This window comes from Streptococcus infantis, assembly GCF_047464615.1.
Lineage (GTDB): Bacteria > Bacillota > Bacilli > Lactobacillales > Streptococcaceae > Streptococcus > Streptococcus infantis_Y.
This window is the reverse complement of sequence record NZ_JASHBO010000002.1, coordinates 110,530-126,487: the sequence shown is the minus strand read 5'-3', so window position 1 is coordinate 126,487 and position 15,958 is coordinate 110,530. Positions and strand designations below refer to the sequence as shown.

The following is a 15,958-nucleotide window of genomic DNA, read 5'->3' as shown; positions in this document are numbered from 1 at the left end:
ATGCAAGTCATTAAACGTGATGGACAAGTTGCCGACTTTGATCCAGATAAAATCTATCAAGCCATTCTCAAAGCTGCTCAAACGGTTTATGTTTTGACAGATGATTTACGTCAAAATCTAGCTCAGGTAACTAAGAAAGTTGTCTTGGATCTAGAAGAGGCAAAAGTGGAGCGTGCGACAATCAGCATGATTCAATCAATGGTTGAACATCGCTTGCTTGGTGCAGGTTACATCACTATCGCTGAACACTATATCTCTTACCGTTTGCAACGGGATTTAGAGAGAAGTGGTTACGGGGAACACATTGCTGTTCACCTTCATTTTGAACAAATTCGTTAATAGAAAAAAGTAAGATGAAGAAAACTCATCTCACTCTTTCTTAAATCGATTTTTTTGGGCAGTTTGGACAGTTGAGGGAACAAAACTTATTTTTCGAATATCTGGGATTCGAATAATGCGGGTCACATTTTTTGCAAAATTTTTAACGATAATTTGCTGGCGGTCTGTATCAAATTTGATGATATCCCCTGTAAAACTTGTATCTGAAAAAATAATGTGGACAGCAGTTTTTTTCAGGACTGCCTCTTTAATGGTAGCTGTCAGGGAGTCAGTTTTGGAGTGGTCAGGTTCAGCTCGTCCATTGAGAAAATTTTGCACTTTTTGTTGAACGTGTTTAAATAAATCTTTCATCAGAGCCTCCCTTCTTTAATATCATTATTATATACAATTTTTAAAAAATCTACAAGATTTTACGAATAATCAAGTGAAGACAATCAAAAGGAGAATACAATGGCAGAATTTACATTTGAAATCGAAGAACACTTACTTACGCTCTCAGAGAATGAAAAAGGTTGGACCAAGGAAATCAATCGTGTCAGCTTTAATGGAGCACCAGCAAAGTTTGACATTCGTGCTTGGAGTCCAGACCACACTAAGATGGGGAAAGGAATCACCCTCTCAAACGAGGAGTTTCAAGTGATGGTCGATGCCTTTAAGAATCAATAAGCAATCATATAAAAACATACGAAAGGAGGTTGGGAGAAAATTCCCGACCTCCTTTCTTTATTTATGTGAAAAGTAGGGTTGATTACTAAGACGTTGAAGGAGTGGTCGTCCGATAAAACTAATGGCAATAATTTTTGCAAGATCAGGAATGATAAAGGGAATGACACCGACAGCCAGTGCCTTATCAAAAGGCATACCAGCGAGGAAGTGGAGGCTGAGGATACCACCGACAAAAACAAGTGAATCACCCAAGAGATTGGCTAGGAAAATACGTACAACACCACTATTTGTGTGTGTTAGATAAGATGCAAGTCCTGCATAGACTAGGTCAAACCAAAGATAACCAGCACTTGGTCCTACTAAAACATGGAAACCAGCTCCTCCACCAGCAAAGACAGGAAGACCAATGGCACCCAGTAAGAGATAGATTCCAACAGAGAGAACAGCTTCCCTAGGTCGAAAAACAGTAGCGATGAGTCCGATAGCAAAGTTTTGCAGAGTAAATGGTACAGGTCCAATTGGGATACTGATTTGGGCTAATACTGCAATCAGAGCAGCCCCGATAGCTGGAATAGCGTAAATATGTGCTTTTTTCATAATAGTTAACCTCTTTTGTAATTTATAGTAACTATTATACTTTAAGAAACACAATTGTCAACCTATTTTAAAAACAAAGGTTACAAATTTGTGGCGGTCGATTTAGAGAGAACCGGAGGCCAAGAGAGTTTTCAAAACACAGGTAAATCTTATCCGTAATAAAAAGACTAGCCTTATAGAGCTTGGCTACCATATAGTGAAAATTATTAGGAATCCTGATGGGATGCTATTTTTAAGTGTTTTATAATTTGCTCTAGTAAAAGAAAAAGATTGAAGAAAATAGTCCAAAATAGGCTTTTTCTTCAATCTGAGTGACCGTGATGGTCTCTTTTTGTATTAACGCATAGTCACAAATTCTTCTGAACCTGTAGGATGGATAGCGACTGTAGCATCAAAGTCTGCTTTTGTAGCGCCCATCTTGATAGCAACTGCGAAGCCTTGAATCATTTCATCGACGCCGTAGCCGATACCATGAAGGCCAACGACCTTTTCGTCCGCACCAGCTGTAACGAGCTTGAAGCGTGCTTCTTGACGGTGACTAGTAACTGCTGAATACATAGAAGCAAATTTTGAAGTATAAACTTTAATGTTTTCTTGTCCATACTCTTTGATGGCTTCTTCCTCAGTCAGGCCGACTGTTCCGATAGCTGGGTGTGAGAAGACAACAGTTGGAATAGTCGTGTAGTCCATTTTTGCATTGGTTTTTCCATTGAAAAGTCTTTCAGAGAGTGTACGCCCAGCTTTGATAGCGACAGGAGTCAGTTCCTTTTCGCCTGTGACATCTCCAAGAGCGTAGATACCTTCAACGACAGTATTTTGGTATTCATCAACCTGGATAAAGCCGCGTTCATTGAGGGTAACGCCTGCCTTTTCTAGCTGGAGTCCTTCAACGTTTGGACGGCGGCCAGTTGCCCAGATAACTTGACTGGCAGTATGAGTACTACCATCTTCGAAATGAATGGTAGTGCCTTGTTCAGTTTTTTCAAGTTTAGCAGGAACCTTATGGGTGTGGAGGTTTAATCCAGTATTTTCCATTTCTTGAACTAGACTATCAACAATATAACTATCAAATCCACGGAGCGGACGCTCGCGACGGACGAATAAATCTGTCTGCACACCAAGGGTATGGAGCACGCCAGCCAATTCGACAGCAATGTAACCTGCCCCAAGAATGGCTACAGATTCAGGTAACTCTTCCCAAGCAAAGACATCATCAGAACTACCACCTAGTTCAGCACCAGGAATGGCAGGAATATGAGGATGTGCCCCAGTCGCAATCACGATGTGCTTAGCTCGGATCAACTCTCCATTGACACTAACAGTATGAGCATCAACGAACTCGGCGCGTCCTTCAATCAAATCAACTCCGTTACGCTTAAAGCTTCCACCATAAGAAGAGCGAGCACGATCAATATAGGCTTCACGATTTTTACGAAGCCTTGAATAATCAAATTCAATACCAGTACTTGTAAAACCATAGTCAGGTCCATATTTGTGGATGCTCTCTGCGATTTGAGCTCCGTACCACATAATTTTCTTAGGAACGCAGCCAATATTGACACAGGTTCCACCTAATTTCTTTTCCTCAATAACTGCCGCTTTAGCACCATGTTCACCAGCACGATTCATGGTAGCAATACCCCCGCTACCTCCTCCAATGGCGATAATATCGTATTCTCTCATAGAAAGCTCCTTTGTTGTTTTCTAGTCATATTCTATCTTTTTTTGGAGGTCAATGCAAAAATCTGCTACGCTTAAAAATTTTTAAGAAAATGCTTGCAAAAATAAAAAAGAAAGTGTATTATATAACTAATACAACAATAAAAGATTTAGCAAATGTTTTTGGATAATAAGAAATAAATTGTCCATTTTTAGGATATGTGCTATAATCTTAATATATATATTTATAAAAGGGGTATTGCTATGAAAAGAAAGTCAAAAGCTAAGAAATGGCCTTTATTTACTGCTATTGGAGTGGCGTCAGTATTTGTAGTGGGAGCAGCAGCTGTTCTTCTGTTAAGACAACCAAATCAAGATGCAGCAAAAGATGAAACTGCTAAGATTGTCCTTGCTAAAGAGGGGTCTGTGGCATCTTCAGTTCTCCTATCGGGGAGTGTTACTGCTCAGAATGAACAATACATCTATTATGATGCAAGTAAGGGTGACTTGGACGAGGTCTTGGTTTCTGTTGGAGATCAGGTCAGCGAAGGACAGGCTCTTGTCAAGTATAGTAGCACAGAAGCCCAGGCTGCCTATGATGCTGCCAGTCGTGCTGTAGCTAAAGCTGACCGTCATATCAATGAATTAAACGATGCACGTAATACCGCCGCAGCAACACCTAGCCTTTCGCAAGCAGGTCTAGAAGGAGCAACTGGACAAGCGCCAGCTCAGTCATCCGGTTCTGCCACAGCTGCTATTGATTCTCAAATCAGCGATGCTCGTGATGTGCGTGCAGATGCAGAAGCACAACTCGAAAAAGCCCAAGCCCAGTTGAATGCTGCTACGATATTGAGTACGGTGGAGGGAACAGTTGTTGAAGTGAATCGTAACGTTTCAAAATCTCCAACAGGAAATAGTCAAGTTTTGGTTCATATCGTAAGTAACGATAACTTGCAGGTCAAGGGAGAGCTTTCTGAGTACAACCTTGCCAATCTATCTGTAGGCCAAGAAGTCACCTTTACTTCTAAGGTCTATCCAGATAAAACTTGGAATGGTAAGATTAGCTATATTTCAAATTATCCAAAAAATAACAGTGAAGCAAGTAGTAGCTTAGCTGCTTCAAACACAGGTTCTAAATATCCATATACAGTCGATGTAACTAGTGAAATCGGTGATTTGAAACAGGGCTTTACAGTCAGTGTTGAAGTGAAAAGCACTAGCAAAGCATTGATTGTTCCGATCACCAGCGTAGTCATGGAAGAAGATAAAAACTATGTTTGGATCCTTGATGAAAATCAAAGGGCCAAAAAAGTTGAAGTTGGATTGGGCAATGCAGATGCAGAAAATCAAGAAATCACATCTGGTCTGACAGATGGAGCAAAAGTCATCAGTAATCCGACAGCTTCCTTGCAAGAAGGAAAAGAGGTGAAGACTGATGAAGCAACTAATTAGCCTCAAAAATATCTGTCGTAGCTATCGCAATGGTGATCAAGAACTACTAGTCCTCAAGAATATTAACCTAGAAGTTCATGAGGGAGAATTTGTAGCAATCATGGGACCATCTGGTTCTGGAAAGTCAACCCTCATGAATACCATTGGGATGTTAGATACCCCTACAAGTGGGCAGTATTTTCTAGATGGAAAAGAAGTAGCTGGTTTGGGTGAAAAACAATTAGCCAAGGTTCGAAATCAGGAAATCGGCTTCGTCTTTCAACAATTCTTTCTCTTGTCCAAGCTCAATGCTCTTCAAAACGTAGAATTGCCCTTGATTTATGCTGGAGTTTCAGCTTCAAAACGTCGCAAATTAGCAGAAGAGTATCTGGAAAAGGTTGAACTGACCGAGCGTAGCCATCATTTACCTTCGGAGTTGTCAGGTGGTCAGAAGCAAAGGGTTGCCATTGCGCGTGCATTGGTCAATAACCCTTCGATTATCTTGGCAGATGAACCTACTGGGGCACTTGATACCAAAACAGGAAATCAAATCATGCAACTCTTGGTTGAATTAAACAAAGAAGGAAAAACCATTATCATGGTTACGCATGAGCCTGAAATCGCTGCTTATGCCAAACGTCAAATCGTCATCCGAGATGGTGTCATTTCGTCTGATAGTGGTCTAGTAGAAAAGGAGGAAAACTAAGATGCAGAATCTGAAATTTGCCTTTTCATCCATTATGGCCCACAAGATGCGTTCCTTCCTCACCATGATCGGGATTATCATCGGTGTATCCTCCGTTGTCGTTATCATGGCCTTGGGCGACTCTATGTCTCGTCAGGCCAATAAAAATATGACCAAGTCCCAGAAAGATATCCATGTCTTTTTCTCACCTACAAAGAGTAAGGACGGTTCATTTACACAAAGACAATCTGCATTGACCTTGTCTGGTGGTCAAGAAGAAAATTTTGTTGAACCACCAAAACCTCAAGAAGCATGGGTCAAGGAAGCTGCTAAGCTCAAGGGAGTGGATAGCTACTATGTGACCAACTCAGCCAATGTGACCTTGACTTATAAGGATAAAAAGGTCGAACACGCTAACATGACGGGTGGGAATGTCACCTATATGGATGCGGTCGAAAATGAAATCATTGCAGGTCGTGGCCTTAGAGCGCAAGATTATAAGGATTTCGCAAGTGTGATTATCCTAGATGAAGAACTAGCCAATAGCCTTTTTGGTTCCGCACAGGATGCCCTCAACCAAATTGTTGAAGTAAATGAAATCAGTTACCGTGTGATTGGTGTTTATGCAAGTAAAGAAGCCAAGGCAGTCAAAGCCTTTGGAGTCGGAGGACTACCAATCACGACCAATATTTCCTTAGCAGCTAATTTTAATACAGATGAGATTTCAAATATTGTCTTCCGTGTCAATGATACTAGCTTAACCCAGACCTTGGGACCAGAGTTGGCAAGAAGAATGACAGAGATTGCAGGTCTTCAACAAGGGGAATATCAGGTTGCAGATGCATCTGCCGCCTTCCAAGAAGTTCAACAACTCTTTGGCTTCATAACAACGATTATTAGTGCTATTGCAGGGATTTCCCTTTTTGTCGGTGGTACTGGTGTTATGAACATTATGCTTGTTTCAGTGACAGAGCGTACCCGCGAGATTGGTCTACGAAAAGCACTGGGAGCTACACGGGCTAATATTCTGGTTCAGTTTTTGATTGAATCCATGATTTTAACCTTGTTAGGAGGGGTCATCGGTCTTGTGCTGGCTGCAGGGGTGACTATGCTTGCAGGTGTCCTTCTTCAAAACATGATTGCAGGAATCGAAGTTGGCGTATCCATCCCAATCGCTCTCTTTAGTTTAGCTGTCTCAGCTGGCATCGGTATGATATTCGGTGTTCTACCAGCCAATAAGGCTTCTAAACTTGATCCGATTGAAGCACTTCGCTATGAATAAGATAATCAACAGGAAAAACAAGATGGACATTAGTCTATCTTGTTTTTGTATGGATTTCCTTATCGAAAATCATCAAAATATGATATAATGAAGTGTTAGAAAAACAGGTTTCATTTGCCTGGAAAGGAAATATTATGTCTGAAAAGAATTTTTATATTACAACGCCGATTTACTATCCATCTGGTAAACTTCATATCGGTTCTGCCTACACAACCATCGCTTGTGATGTCTTAGCTCGCTACAAACGCCTTATGGGCTACGATGTCTTTTATTTGACAGGTTTGGATGAGCATGGTCAAAAGATTCAACAGAAAGCTGAAGAAGCTGGTATCACGCCTCAAGCCTATGTTGACGGTATGGCAGTTGAAGTTAAAGAACTCTGGAAATTATTGGATATCTCATATGATAAATTTATCCGTACAACTGACGACTACCATGAAAAAGTAGTAGCTCAAGTCTTTGAACGTTTGCTTGCTCAAGATGATATCTACTTGGGTGAATACTCTGGTTGGTATTCAGTTTCAGATGAGGAATTCTTTACAGAAAGCCAACTGGCAGAAGTTTTCCGTGACGAAGCTGGCAATGTAACGGGCGGTATCGCTCCATCAGGTCACGAAGTGGAATGGGTTTCAGAAGAGTCTTACTTCCTTCGCCTCAGCAAATACCAAGATCGTTTAGTTGAATTTTTCAAATCACATCCTGATTTCATCACTCCTGATGGACGTCTCAATGAAATGTTGAAAAACTTTATTGAGCCTGGATTGGAAGACTTGGCGGTTTCTCGTACAACCTTTACCTGGGGTGTACCAGTCCCATCAAATCCAAAACACGTTGTCTATGTGTGGATTGATGCCCTTCTCAATTATGCGACAGCTCTTGGTTATGGTCAAGAGGATCATGCTAACTACGATAAATTCTGGAATGGAACTGTCTTCCATATGGTAGGAAAGGATATTCTTCGTTTCCACTCAATCTACTGGCCAATCCTTCTTATGATGTTGGATATCAAATTGCCTGACCGTTTGATTGCCCATGGTTGGTTTGTCATGAAAGACGGCAAGATGTCTAAGTCTAAAGGGAATGTCGTATATCCTGAAATGCTAGTAGAACGTTATGGTCTAGATCCGCTTCGTTACTACCTCATGCGTAGCCTTCCAGTTGGTTCAGACGGAACCTTCACTCCAGAGGACTATGTAGGTCGTATTAACTATGAATTGGCAAATGACCTCGGAAACCTCCTCAACCGTACGGTTTCTATGATTAACAAGTACTTTGATGGGCAAATCCCTGCTTACGTAGAGGGTGTGACAGACTTTGACAATGCTCTTGCTCAAGTGGCAGAACAATCAATCGCCGACTACCATACCTACATGGAAGCAGTTGACTACCCACGTGCCCTTGAAGCAGTCTGGACTCTTATCTCACGTACCAACAAATACATCGATGAGACAGCTCCATGGGTACTGGCTAAGGATGAAGCTCATCGTGACCAATTGGCCAGTGTTATGAGTCACTTGGCAGCAAGCCTTCGTGTCGTAGCTCACATGATTGAACCATTTATGATGGAAACCAGTCGTGCAGTCTTGACTCAACTTGGTCTCGCAGAAGTTTCTAGCCTTGAAAACTTGAGCTTGGCTGATTTCCCTGCAGGAGTAACAGTAGTTGATAAAGGAACACCAATTTTCCCACGTCTGGATATGGAAGAAGAAATCGCCTATATCAAGGAACAAATGGAAGGCAACAAACCAGCCGTCGAAAAAGAATGGAATCCAGACGAAGTCGAACTCAAACTAAACAAGGAAGAAATCAAGTTTGAAGACTTCGATAAGGTTGAAATTCGTGTTGCTGAAGTCAAAGAAGTTTCTAAAGTGGAAGGCTCTGACAAGTTGCTTCAATTCCGCCTAGATGCTGGTGATGGTGAAGACCGTCAAATCCTGTCTGGTATTGCAAAATTCTATCCAAACGAACAAGAATTGGTTGGCAAGAAAGTACAAATCGTTGCCAACCTTAAACCACGTAAAATGATGAAAAAATATGTCAGCCAAGGTATGCTTCTCTCAGCTGAACATGATGGCAAATTAACCCTTCTCACAGTTGACCCAGCTGTACCAAACGGAAGTGTGATTGGCTAAGATTTAAAAGGACCAGTTTGAGCTGGTTCTTTTCTTTTGTAAGGTATCAGTTGATAAAAGTGTCATTCTGCTTTATAATGAAGAAAAACGGAGGAAATTGCCATGAAATACATTCCACTTGGTCAAGAGAAAAGAGAATTGTCCGAAATCGTCCTCGGAATGATGCGAATCAGTGACAAATCGGTTAAAGAAGTGGAGGAATTGGTTGAAACAGCCCTATCTGTAGGAATCAATGCCTTTGACTTGGCAGATATCTATGGTGGAGGTCGTTGCGAAGAATTACTGGGTCAAGTGTTAAACAATCGTCCTGATCTGCGAGAAAAGATGTGGATTCAGTCCAAGTGTGGCATTCGTATAGAAGAATTTACCTATTTTGATTTTTCAAAAGATTATATTTTAGAGTCAGTTGATGGGATTCTACAACGATTGCAGGTTGATTATCTAGATAGCTTGCTTCTCCATCGTCCGGACGCCCTAATGGAAGCTGACCAAGTGGCAGAAGCTTTTGATATTCTACAAAAATCAGGTAAAGTTCGAGACTTCGGTGTTTCCAACCAAAATCCCATGATGATGGAATTACTGAAGAAAGAGGTCAAACAACCTTTATCTATCAATCAATTACAGCTAAGCGCAGCTTTCACGCCAGGATTTGAATCAGGTTTCCATGTCAATATGGAAGGTGACAAGGCAGCTGTGCGTGATGGTAGCGTCTTTGAATACTGCAAATTAAACGACATGGTTATTCAGGCCTGGTCAGTCTTGCAGTTCGGATATTTCAAAGGGAATTTTGTCGGCAACGAGAAGTTCAAACAACTAAACCAAGTCCTAAATCGATTAGCCTTAAAATATGGTGTGAGCCCATCAGCTATTGCTATTGCTTGGGTGTTACGCTATCCAGCTAAGATGCAGGCAGTAGTAGGAACAACTAACCCTAAACATTTGATAGAAGCAAGCCAAGCAAGCAATGTCAACCTAACTCGAAAAGAATGGTATGAGATTTACCTAGCAGCAGGGAATGATTTGCCGTAGAGACAAAAACGCTATCCTATCAAGAGCGATATTCTAACTCGCTCTTTTTAAATTTGTAAAAATATTTATATAATTGTTTGAAAAAGCAAACTATATATGGTAAAATTGTATAAAATAACAATATAATAAATATTTTAATAAAATAGGGCGTTTGAAATGAAAAGAATAGTTTTGACTTCTGTTGTTTTACTTTCATTACTGACATCTGTTGGCTGCTCGAAACATAAAGAAGAGGCGAAAGTAGCTGAACCTGTAATGACTGAACAGACTACGCAGGATAATACAAAGTTATACAAGGAAGCTGGCTTACTTACTTGTAAAAATGAAAAGCAGCTAGAACTCGGGGAACTTGATTCAAAATCCCGTGCAACTTCTGCTCACATTCAGCTAAAAGATAGTGATGAGCCTAAAGAAAAGAGAGAAGCTAAATTAACCTTTGATCCAGTTGGATGGCATAACTATAAATTTTACTACGGAGATGGTTCTAAAGAGGCTTGGCTGATGAATCGCGGTCATTTAGTTGGTTATCAATTTAGTGGACTCAACGATGAAGGCCGAAATCTAGTTCCTATGACAGCTTGGTTAAATACAGGTGCCTTTACTGGAACGGATGACAAAAATCAAAGTAGCATGCTCTATTATGAAAATGGACTTGATTCATGGCTTGCAAATCATCCAAACTATTACCTTGACTATAAGGTGACAGCTGTCTATAAGGATAATGAATTGATTCCGAGACAGATTATCTTACAGTACGTAGGAATTGATCAGGATGGAAAATTGCTTGAAATTAAATTAGGTAGTAGCAAGGAAAAAATTGATAAGTATTCCGTAACCCATGTCGCCTTGGATAACGTTTCAGCCAATGCTGAAATAAATTATGCAGATGGTACTGCAAAGAATACGGTCAAGTCAGCTGAAGAACGCGCTGCAGAGCTTAAGGCAGCCGAGGAAAAGGCCAAGAAAGAGGCTGAAGAAAAAGAAGCACAAGAAAAAGCTAAAAAAGAAGTAGAAGAGAAGGCTAAAGAAGAACAGAAACAGCAGGAAACTGAAGCACCAGCACCAGCAGAAGAAGAATCACAAAGTAGTAATACAGGTGGCTACTTTAGAGATAGAAATGGAAGATGGCATCGACCAAATGGCAAGTTTGCCTCTAAAAAGGAAATTAGAGAAGCTGGATTGCAATGGTGATAGTTTTCTCAAGTTATATAAATCAGAATAATCACAGTCAAAAAGCCGTTGAAAAACGGTTTTTTGTTATAATTAAATTAAGATTCATAGACAACAGAGGAGAAAAACATGACATTTGAAGAAATTTTAAGAAATGCTTAGGAATGGCTTCAAATAGGCGTTTTTAGGCTATATTTTTGTGGAATTTTTGAAAAAACATAGTCACAAATGACCTTTAATATTCCCCCAAAGTCCACAAAAAGGGGAGTAAAAAAGACCTAAAATAGGTCAATAATTTACGAGTTCAGCAGGCAAGAACTAGCGTAGTCATCAGCTACGCTTTTTTAGTTGTTTTTGCTTATCTGATAGGTTTATTATACCAAAAAAGGGAGTGTGTGACCTCACGGTCTAACTCTCCCTAATCGGATAGACTATGCAAGCCTCAAGCTGTGAATATATTATATCATGTTTATCACGCGCATTGGTTGTTTTAGCTAGCGAAAAGGTGAGATAGCTAAAAGCGCGTGGTTATCAATTTTGTTGATCTTAACAAGTCATTTTCAAGCGAATATCACGCGCAAAACTACTATATTTTACTGCTTCTTGGTTCTATAGCTCTTCCTTTTCTATTTCCTCTCTGCTTATTCTAGCTAAAAGATTATAATAAGGGTGTCCTGCTGGAATAACAGGGGAATTTTTAGTAAATTCTTCTTGTGTTAAGGTTGTTTCTTTGTCTAATATTGTACCGTCTGCTAGTTTGGTAGCTTTAGGGACAATATGTGATATTGTTGGGTTCCATTTTTCTTTAACTTTTGCCATGTTAAATACTCCTTTATGGTAAAAACAGAACTGTCCCACCTCCTACTGCAGAACGAACTGTTTCAAGGGGAGATGGAAAAGCTCTGTTTATAAGTCAATTATATCATAGTTAATTATTAAGCATGGATTTTTTTATCAGCAATAGCGTCTGTTAGGGTCTGTGAGAAGTTCAACCCTAGGTCACGCCCTAATGTATCCGCCCAACGTGGAATGGTTAGGGTTTTTTTAACAGGCTCTTGACTGCCTAGATATTCTGCAACGTCAACCATAACCATAGAGATAAAAGATTTACTAGGATCATAGACTAGATCTATGTCCTCATCATCCTGGAAAGGGTTGTTAGAAGCCAAAGATAAAGCGTTAATAGGAGTAGGGGTAGGAATTTCTCTCCCATTCTCGATATAATCAGCTAGGTTAATACCGAGCCAATCGCTGGCCATTGCCATAGCGTCTGCCATATCCTCCCCTTGAGTTGCTGAATGTTCAAAATCTGGGAAAGTTACAAAGTAAGGGGCGTTAGCTCCGTCTGTATCGTCATAATAAAATAAAGCTGGATAAGTGACAAGCATAGTTTACCTCCAAAATCAAAGACAAGCGGGGGACTGCCTTTATTACAGTCCTGCTTGCTTTCTTATCCCTCTTTCAGTGTACTTATTCAGTTCACCATGAGGGACTGTGATAGGTCTTTCCCCTTCCTTCTCCATTTTAACGTGGGAGCCTTTACCGCCTTTGGTTTTTATCCAACCATGAGCCGTAAGGAGTTTGACCATCTCTTTTTGTGTCATAGGCATAGCGCTTTTACCTCCTGACAGTATTATTATAACACGTATTACACGTACTGTAAAGGGATAATACTTATTATCTCTCAAATCGCAAAAGCCCCCAGATTCGTTTCTAAGGGCTTCTAGTTGTCCGTGGTGTTTTTATTGTCTGCCCCAAAACAAAGCGAAATAGGGGCAAATATGAAGCTTAGGGCTCCCCATACGCTCCTAATTCTGTGGTAAGGTTAAATCAATCCACATTTATCATACCTGCCAAATGTTCTATAGCTTCCTGCTTTACTCGATATACTGAGGTGGTAGATTTCCCTATTTCCTCAGCTACTTCTAAAGCCACGAGATCATTCAAGTAAAAAAGTCTTAGAACAGAACGCTCAAGCGGATTGGCCAGCTTATCGATCAGCCTAGATATTTCCATTCTCTCTTCAGTAAGTCGCTCAATTCTCTGAAGCGTATCCTCTTTTAGTTTTAGAACACTTATAAGGCTATTCTCGGCCGTATTTACCCGGCTTGTTTGTACTCTGGTAGTGCTCAGTTCTTGCTTTTTGATAATACCACTTTCTAAAGCCGCAAGCTCTAAATATAATCCCTCTATTTCTTTATTGATCCACTTAACGCCCTCTAGTTTTTCTTTTACTTGCTCTGGTGTCATGCCTTGGTCTCCTCTGTGATATAATAATAGTGTTGGAATTATAGCTGAGGCGGAGCGCCTTGGCTTTTTTTTGCTATTTCTCTATGTTCGCTCTAGCTTCAAGCTATGTAATCTTCTCTGTTCAAGAGCTATTTTCTCGGAGTTCAACACACATAATCCTGCCATTTGCCAGGCATATTTTTGCCACTACCTAACCAAAATCTCACCAATGGAAAAGTTCGATACCTAACCAAAATCTTACCGTTCTATGGTTCTAAAAAATCCTGTACCTTTGTAAAACCTTAGTATTTTTAAATATTCAACCTTAGCCTATTTTTAAATACGCAACCTTGACAAAACCTTTACATTTTTTTCTGCTCTTACCTAACCCTTACCTAACCCTTTTTTGGAACGCTCTACTTACTTAAATCCTTGATATATCTAGCTTTTTTTAACATTTAAACCGTCTAATATGTAGTATTTGTTTGTTTTGTAAATTGCACCCTACTACAAATTATCATGTAAAAAACCCAAATTGATTGGGTTCAGTAGTAGTGAAACCACAAAAAGAGGCAATGCCCTTTTGCTACTATTCTTCACTGAGTAAGCCACTTACTACCACATCACGGACAAACTGAGCTTGTTTTTCTTTGGGCAGTTGCAGGGCTTCAAGTAAAGACTCCAGGGCTTGCTTGTCTGTGCTTGCGACTAACTTCTTAATGATAATCTGAAACTGCCCTTCCAGGTACTCGCAAAAATGGATCCGCTGGGCTTGTGTTGGTTGCACTGGTACTGGTGAACTATCTGCAATCAGCAAGAAGCAGGCTTCCGCGATTTGGGCGAATAACTTTGCACGCGCTTCAGGGTGTCTGTATAACTCATAGGTGTTTATGCTGGTGTCTTCTGTACGGAGCTTCTCACCTAGTTCAATCAGTTTAGGCGTATCTTCAAGACATACTGGTGTTGCATCCGCCATAAAATCGTCACGTTTGCGATTGAGTTCCTCCAGTTCCTGATCTACTTGTTCAAAGTATGCTGGTTCTATCATGGACTTCATCCTTTCTTTATTTGGTTAAAAATTACGCTTCATCCTCTTGTCTTTGATATCTGTCATGTTGTATACATTCCCCTCTGACCGTTTGCCAATTCGACTGACTAGCTTGTCATTATAAATTCTGGCTAACTCTTTTCCGTTGTGGTTGGTATTGATGATAGTTGTTTCCCGCCTATCAAAAATCTTGAAAAGAAAGGTCTGTACCCAGTTATTAGCCTCATCTTTTCGGCTATTCATAACGCTTTCTGTACCTAAATCGTCAATAAAGAGATAGTCAACCTCAGTCAGCAGCTTCAAGGCGTCATACTCTGTAAAATCACTCTGCCTATACTGCCAGCCTGACTGAATGCGCGTGACGATTTCAGCAATGCTGACAAAGAGGACGCTCTTAGGGTCATTCTTAGCCTTATAGCCTTCGTTGATGGCTTTGGCCATGGAATAGCATAAATGACTTTTACCAGTGCCTGGTTTGCCCATAATCAGCGTGTTTCCTGTCATGCCATTTAGGTACTGCTTAGCTTGCTTGATAGCAAACTCCTTGGCCTCGTGTTCCTCTTTTGTATCGGCTTTGAAAGTGTTAAAAGAGGCCTCTCTCAGCTCATTTGACACCGTACTTTCACGCGCTAGTATGTCATAGGTTGAAGAGTCCAGATTATGCCTTAGGGCTTTTTCTACGCCCTCTAGCTCTGTCTGTTTAATGTTCTCCCTAGTACATTCCATGCAGTAGGGTGATATATAACCATCTGGTTTTTTGAATTGTACTAGGTTAATCTGATGAATTGGGCAAAGTTTATCAGTCACCTTTATTTTTTCATTAAGCTGGTCTGTATTCAGTAATTCCATTGATTCTCCTCTCCGTCAGTAGATAAACGGGTCTTGAATATCGTCATCAGACTGACCTTGTTTCTTTTGCTGAAATAGTCTCTGTTCATCTTCGACTTGTACCATGGTTCTAATACCATTCTGTCGCCAGTGCTTGAGTATTGAATTGATATAGCTAAAAGATCGCTTGCCGTTATCTGCAGCCTTGTCTATGGCAGTCTTGATAACCTCTAGCTCTATACCGTCAAGAGTAAGATAGTCAGTCAGTATTTGATATTGTTGCCCATCCATAACCCCTATACGCTTTTGGTAATAGTTAGAGATTTCAGCAGTAGGAGCAGAAGAAGTTTTTTTCTCTATCTCTTCTTCTAACTCTAACTCTATCTCTTTCTCTATCTCTTTCTCTATCTCTTTCTCTATCTCTGTCTTACATGTAGTTAACAATGTAAGATTATCGGATAACATTGTAAGGCTTTCTTTGTTTTCTCGTTGCTGTTTCCGATATTCTCGCATATATGCTGCTTGGTTGGTTTCCTGCTGTACCAAGGCTTTAGCCTGCGGTAGTTCTGCGTTTTTATCTTCGTCAATCTGTATTAAACCGCATTTTGTAAAGTATGCCATAGTCATATCTATATCATCTTCTGATACATCTAATTTTAGTGCTAGTTCTTCCTTGAGATTGTCAAAGTAGCCCTCATAGTATAAAATACAGTCACTTTCCAAGCTCTCTAGCATAAGCCTAATATAAATGACTGTCATGGTGTACCCACCAGGTACTGTCTTTAGTCTCTTGATAAAAATATTATCAAAAAATTTCTTATCAATTTTTAGCCAAAAATATATTTTTGTTCTTGCCACGTTTT

18 protein-coding genes are annotated in these 15,958 nt (G+C 40.2%); 8 read left to right on the top strand and 10 right to left on the bottom strand.

The window, feature by feature from the left end; genetic code table 11:
• Window positions 1-339 carry an ATP cone domain-containing protein gene (locus QM450_RS01945; protein ID WP_001196044.1) on the top strand — a complete coding sequence of 113 codons (339 nt, stop codon included), beginning with the start codon at window positions 1-3 and terminating at the stop codon, window positions 337-339.
• A 30-nt stretch (window positions 340-369) separates the two neighbouring features.
• On the opposite strand, the gene QM450_RS01940 is transcribed toward QM450_RS01945, so the two are convergent.
• The gene (locus QM450_RS01940; RefSeq protein WP_414319498.1) at window positions 370-690 is read right to left on the bottom strand and encodes a hypothetical protein; all 321 of its coding nucleotides are present in this window, start codon (window positions 688-690) and stop codon (window positions 370-372) included.
• A 99-nt stretch (window positions 691-789) separates the two neighbouring features.
• Between QM450_RS01940 and QM450_RS01935 the strand changes: the two genes are divergently transcribed.
• On the top strand, window positions 790-1,005 hold the full coding sequence (locus QM450_RS01935) for a YdbC family protein (protein WP_000807425.1): 216 nt from the start codon (window positions 790-792) through the stop codon (window positions 1,003-1,005).
• 57 nt (window positions 1,006-1,062) lie between these two features.
• On the opposite strand, the gene QM450_RS01930 is transcribed toward QM450_RS01935, so the two are convergent.
• Window positions 1,063-1,602, bottom strand: a complete 540-nt coding sequence (locus QM450_RS01930; protein ID WP_075231924.1) for a biotin transporter BioY — start codon at window positions 1,600-1,602, stop codon at window positions 1,063-1,065.
• A 336-nt stretch (window positions 1,603-1,938) separates the two neighbouring features.
• Window positions 1,939-3,285, bottom strand: coding sequence for a glutathione-disulfide reductase (gene gor / locus QM450_RS01925; protein ID WP_075231923.1), 1,347 nt, complete (start codon window positions 3,283-3,285; stop codon window positions 1,939-1,941).
• A 240-nt stretch (window positions 3,286-3,525) separates the two neighbouring features.
• Here gor and QM450_RS01920 point away from each other — a divergent pair, with 240 nt between their 5' ends.
• From QM450_RS01920 to QM450_RS01895, 6 genes are all read left to right on the top strand, one after another.
• Window positions 3,526-4,713 carry an efflux RND transporter periplasmic adaptor subunit gene (locus QM450_RS01920; protein ID WP_414319497.1) on the top strand — a complete coding sequence of 396 codons (1,188 nt, stop codon included), beginning with the start codon at window positions 3,526-3,528 and terminating at the stop codon, window positions 4,711-4,713.
• Window positions 4,697-5,398, top strand: a complete 702-nt coding sequence (locus QM450_RS01915; RefSeq protein ID WP_045763774.1) for an ABC transporter ATP-binding protein — start codon at window positions 4,697-4,699, stop codon at window positions 5,396-5,398. The genes QM450_RS01920 and QM450_RS01915 overlap by 17 nt, the downstream gene beginning before the upstream one ends.
• A 1-nt stretch (window position 5,399) precedes the next feature.
• Complete coding sequence (locus QM450_RS01910; protein ID WP_414319496.1) at window positions 5,400-6,659, top strand: ABC transporter permease; 1,260 nt, start codon at window positions 5,400-5,402, stop codon at window positions 6,657-6,659.
• Window positions 6,660-6,793: 134 nt separating this feature from the next.
• Entirely contained in the window at window positions 6,794-8,791 is a 1,998-nt protein-coding gene (gene metG, locus QM450_RS01905) for a methionine--tRNA ligase (RefSeq protein ID WP_414319495.1), read from the top strand.
• A 102-nt stretch (window positions 8,792-8,893) separates the two neighbouring features.
• Window positions 8,894-9,820, top strand: coding sequence for an aldo/keto reductase (locus tag QM450_RS01900; RefSeq protein WP_414319494.1), 927 nt, complete (start codon window positions 8,894-8,896; stop codon window positions 9,818-9,820).
• A 156-nt stretch (window positions 9,821-9,976) separates the two neighbouring features.
• On the top strand, window positions 9,977-11,011 hold the full coding sequence (locus QM450_RS01895; RefSeq protein ID WP_414319493.1) for a DNA/RNA non-specific endonuclease: 1,035 nt from the start codon (window positions 9,977-9,979) through the stop codon (window positions 11,009-11,011).
• Between the two features lie 588 nt (window positions 11,012-11,599).
• Here the strand turns inward: QM450_RS01895 and QM450_RS01890 are convergent.
• The 7 genes from QM450_RS01890 to QM450_RS01860 all read right to left on the bottom strand — a co-directional run bounded on the left by QM450_RS01890 (window position 11,600) and on the right by QM450_RS01860 (window position 15,953).
• Window positions 11,600-11,809 carry a BOW99_gp33 family protein gene (locus QM450_RS01890; protein WP_414275979.1) on the bottom strand — a complete coding sequence of 70 codons (210 nt, stop codon included), beginning with the start codon at window positions 11,807-11,809 and terminating at the stop codon, window positions 11,600-11,602.
• A gap of 116 nt (window positions 11,810-11,925) precedes the next feature.
• Entirely contained in the window at window positions 11,926-12,378 is a 453-nt protein-coding gene (locus tag QM450_RS01885) for a type II toxin-antitoxin system HicB family antitoxin (RefSeq protein WP_261050117.1), read from the bottom strand.
• 42 nt (window positions 12,379-12,420) lie between these two features.
• Entirely contained in the window at window positions 12,421-12,600 is a 180-nt protein-coding gene (locus QM450_RS01880) for a type II toxin-antitoxin system HicA family toxin (protein ID WP_001132280.1), read from the bottom strand.
• A 220-nt stretch (window positions 12,601-12,820) separates the two neighbouring features.
• Complete coding sequence (locus tag QM450_RS01875; protein ID WP_414275977.1) at window positions 12,821-13,240, bottom strand: DUF1492 domain-containing protein; 420 nt, start codon at window positions 13,238-13,240, stop codon at window positions 12,821-12,823.
• A gap of 568 nt (window positions 13,241-13,808) precedes the next feature.
• Window positions 13,809-14,267 (bottom strand): hypothetical protein, encoded by a 459-nt coding sequence (locus tag QM450_RS01870; protein ID WP_414275976.1) that lies wholly within the window; start codon window positions 14,265-14,267, stop codon window positions 13,809-13,811.
• A 24-nt stretch (window positions 14,268-14,291) separates the two neighbouring features.
• A complete protein-coding gene (locus QM450_RS01865; protein ID WP_414275975.1) occupies window positions 14,292-15,116 on the bottom strand; it encodes an ATP-binding protein in 825 nt (274 codons plus the stop codon).
• Between the two features lie 15 nt (window positions 15,117-15,131).
• A complete protein-coding gene (locus tag QM450_RS01860; RefSeq protein WP_414275974.1) occupies window positions 15,132-15,953 on the bottom strand; it encodes a DnaD domain protein in 822 nt (273 codons plus the stop codon).
• Window positions 15,954-15,958 lie beyond the last annotated feature (5 nt).

What these genes read in the sequence shown, in the direction of transcription:
- QM450_RS01895 (WP_414319493.1), top strand. Translation starts at nt 9,977, where the DNA reads ATGAAAAGAATAGTTTTGACTTCTGTTGTTTTACTTTCATTACTGACA.
- gor (WP_075231923.1), bottom strand. Translation starts at nt 3,285, where the DNA reads ATGAGAGAATACGATATTATCGCCATTGGAGGAGGTAGCGGGGGTATT.
- QM450_RS01870 (WP_414275976.1), bottom strand. Translation starts at nt 14,267, where the DNA reads ATGATAGAACCAGCATACTTTGAACAAGTAGATCAGGAACTGGAGGAA.
- QM450_RS01910 (WP_414319496.1), top strand. Translation starts at nt 5,400, where the DNA reads ATGCAGAATCTGAAATTTGCCTTTTCATCCATTATGGCCCACAAGATG.
- metG (WP_414319495.1), top strand. Translation starts at nt 6,794, where the DNA reads ATGTCTGAAAAGAATTTTTATATTACAACGCCGATTTACTATCCATCT.
- QM450_RS01890 (WP_414275979.1), bottom strand. Translation starts at nt 11,809, where the DNA reads ATGGCAAAAGTTAAAGAAAAATGGAACCCAACAATATCACATATTGTC.
- QM450_RS01885 (WP_261050117.1), bottom strand. Translation starts at nt 12,378, where the DNA reads ATGCTTGTCACTTATCCAGCTTTATTTTATTATGACGATACAGACGGA.
- QM450_RS01915 (WP_045763774.1), top strand. Translation starts at nt 4,697, where the DNA reads ATGAAGCAACTAATTAGCCTCAAAAATATCTGTCGTAGCTATCGCAAT.
- QM450_RS01930 (WP_075231924.1), bottom strand. Translation starts at nt 1,602, where the DNA reads ATGAAAAAAGCACATATTTACGCTATTCCAGCTATCGGGGCTGCTCTG.
- QM450_RS01920 (WP_414319497.1), top strand. Translation starts at nt 3,526, where the DNA reads ATGAAAAGAAAGTCAAAAGCTAAGAAATGGCCTTTATTTACTGCTATT.
- QM450_RS01865 (WP_414275975.1), bottom strand. Translation starts at nt 15,116, where the DNA reads ATGGAATTACTGAATACAGACCAGCTTAATGAAAAAATAAAGGTGACT.
- QM450_RS01935 (WP_000807425.1), top strand. Translation starts at nt 790, where the DNA reads ATGGCAGAATTTACATTTGAAATCGAAGAACACTTACTTACGCTCTCA.
- QM450_RS01945 (WP_001196044.1), top strand. Translation starts at nt 1, where the DNA reads ATGCAAGTCATTAAACGTGATGGACAAGTTGCCGACTTTGATCCAGAT.
- QM450_RS01880 (WP_001132280.1), bottom strand. Translation starts at nt 12,600, where the DNA reads ATGCCTATGACACAAAAAGAGATGGTCAAACTCCTTACGGCTCATGGT.
- QM450_RS01900 (WP_414319494.1), top strand. Translation starts at nt 8,894, where the DNA reads ATGAAATACATTCCACTTGGTCAAGAGAAAAGAGAATTGTCCGAAATC.
- QM450_RS01940 (WP_414319498.1), bottom strand. Translation starts at nt 690, where the DNA reads ATGAAAGATTTATTTAAACACGTTCAACAAAAAGTGCAAAATTTTCTC.
- QM450_RS01875 (WP_414275977.1), bottom strand. Translation starts at nt 13,240, where the DNA reads ATGACACCAGAGCAAGTAAAAGAAAAACTAGAGGGCGTTAAGTGGATC.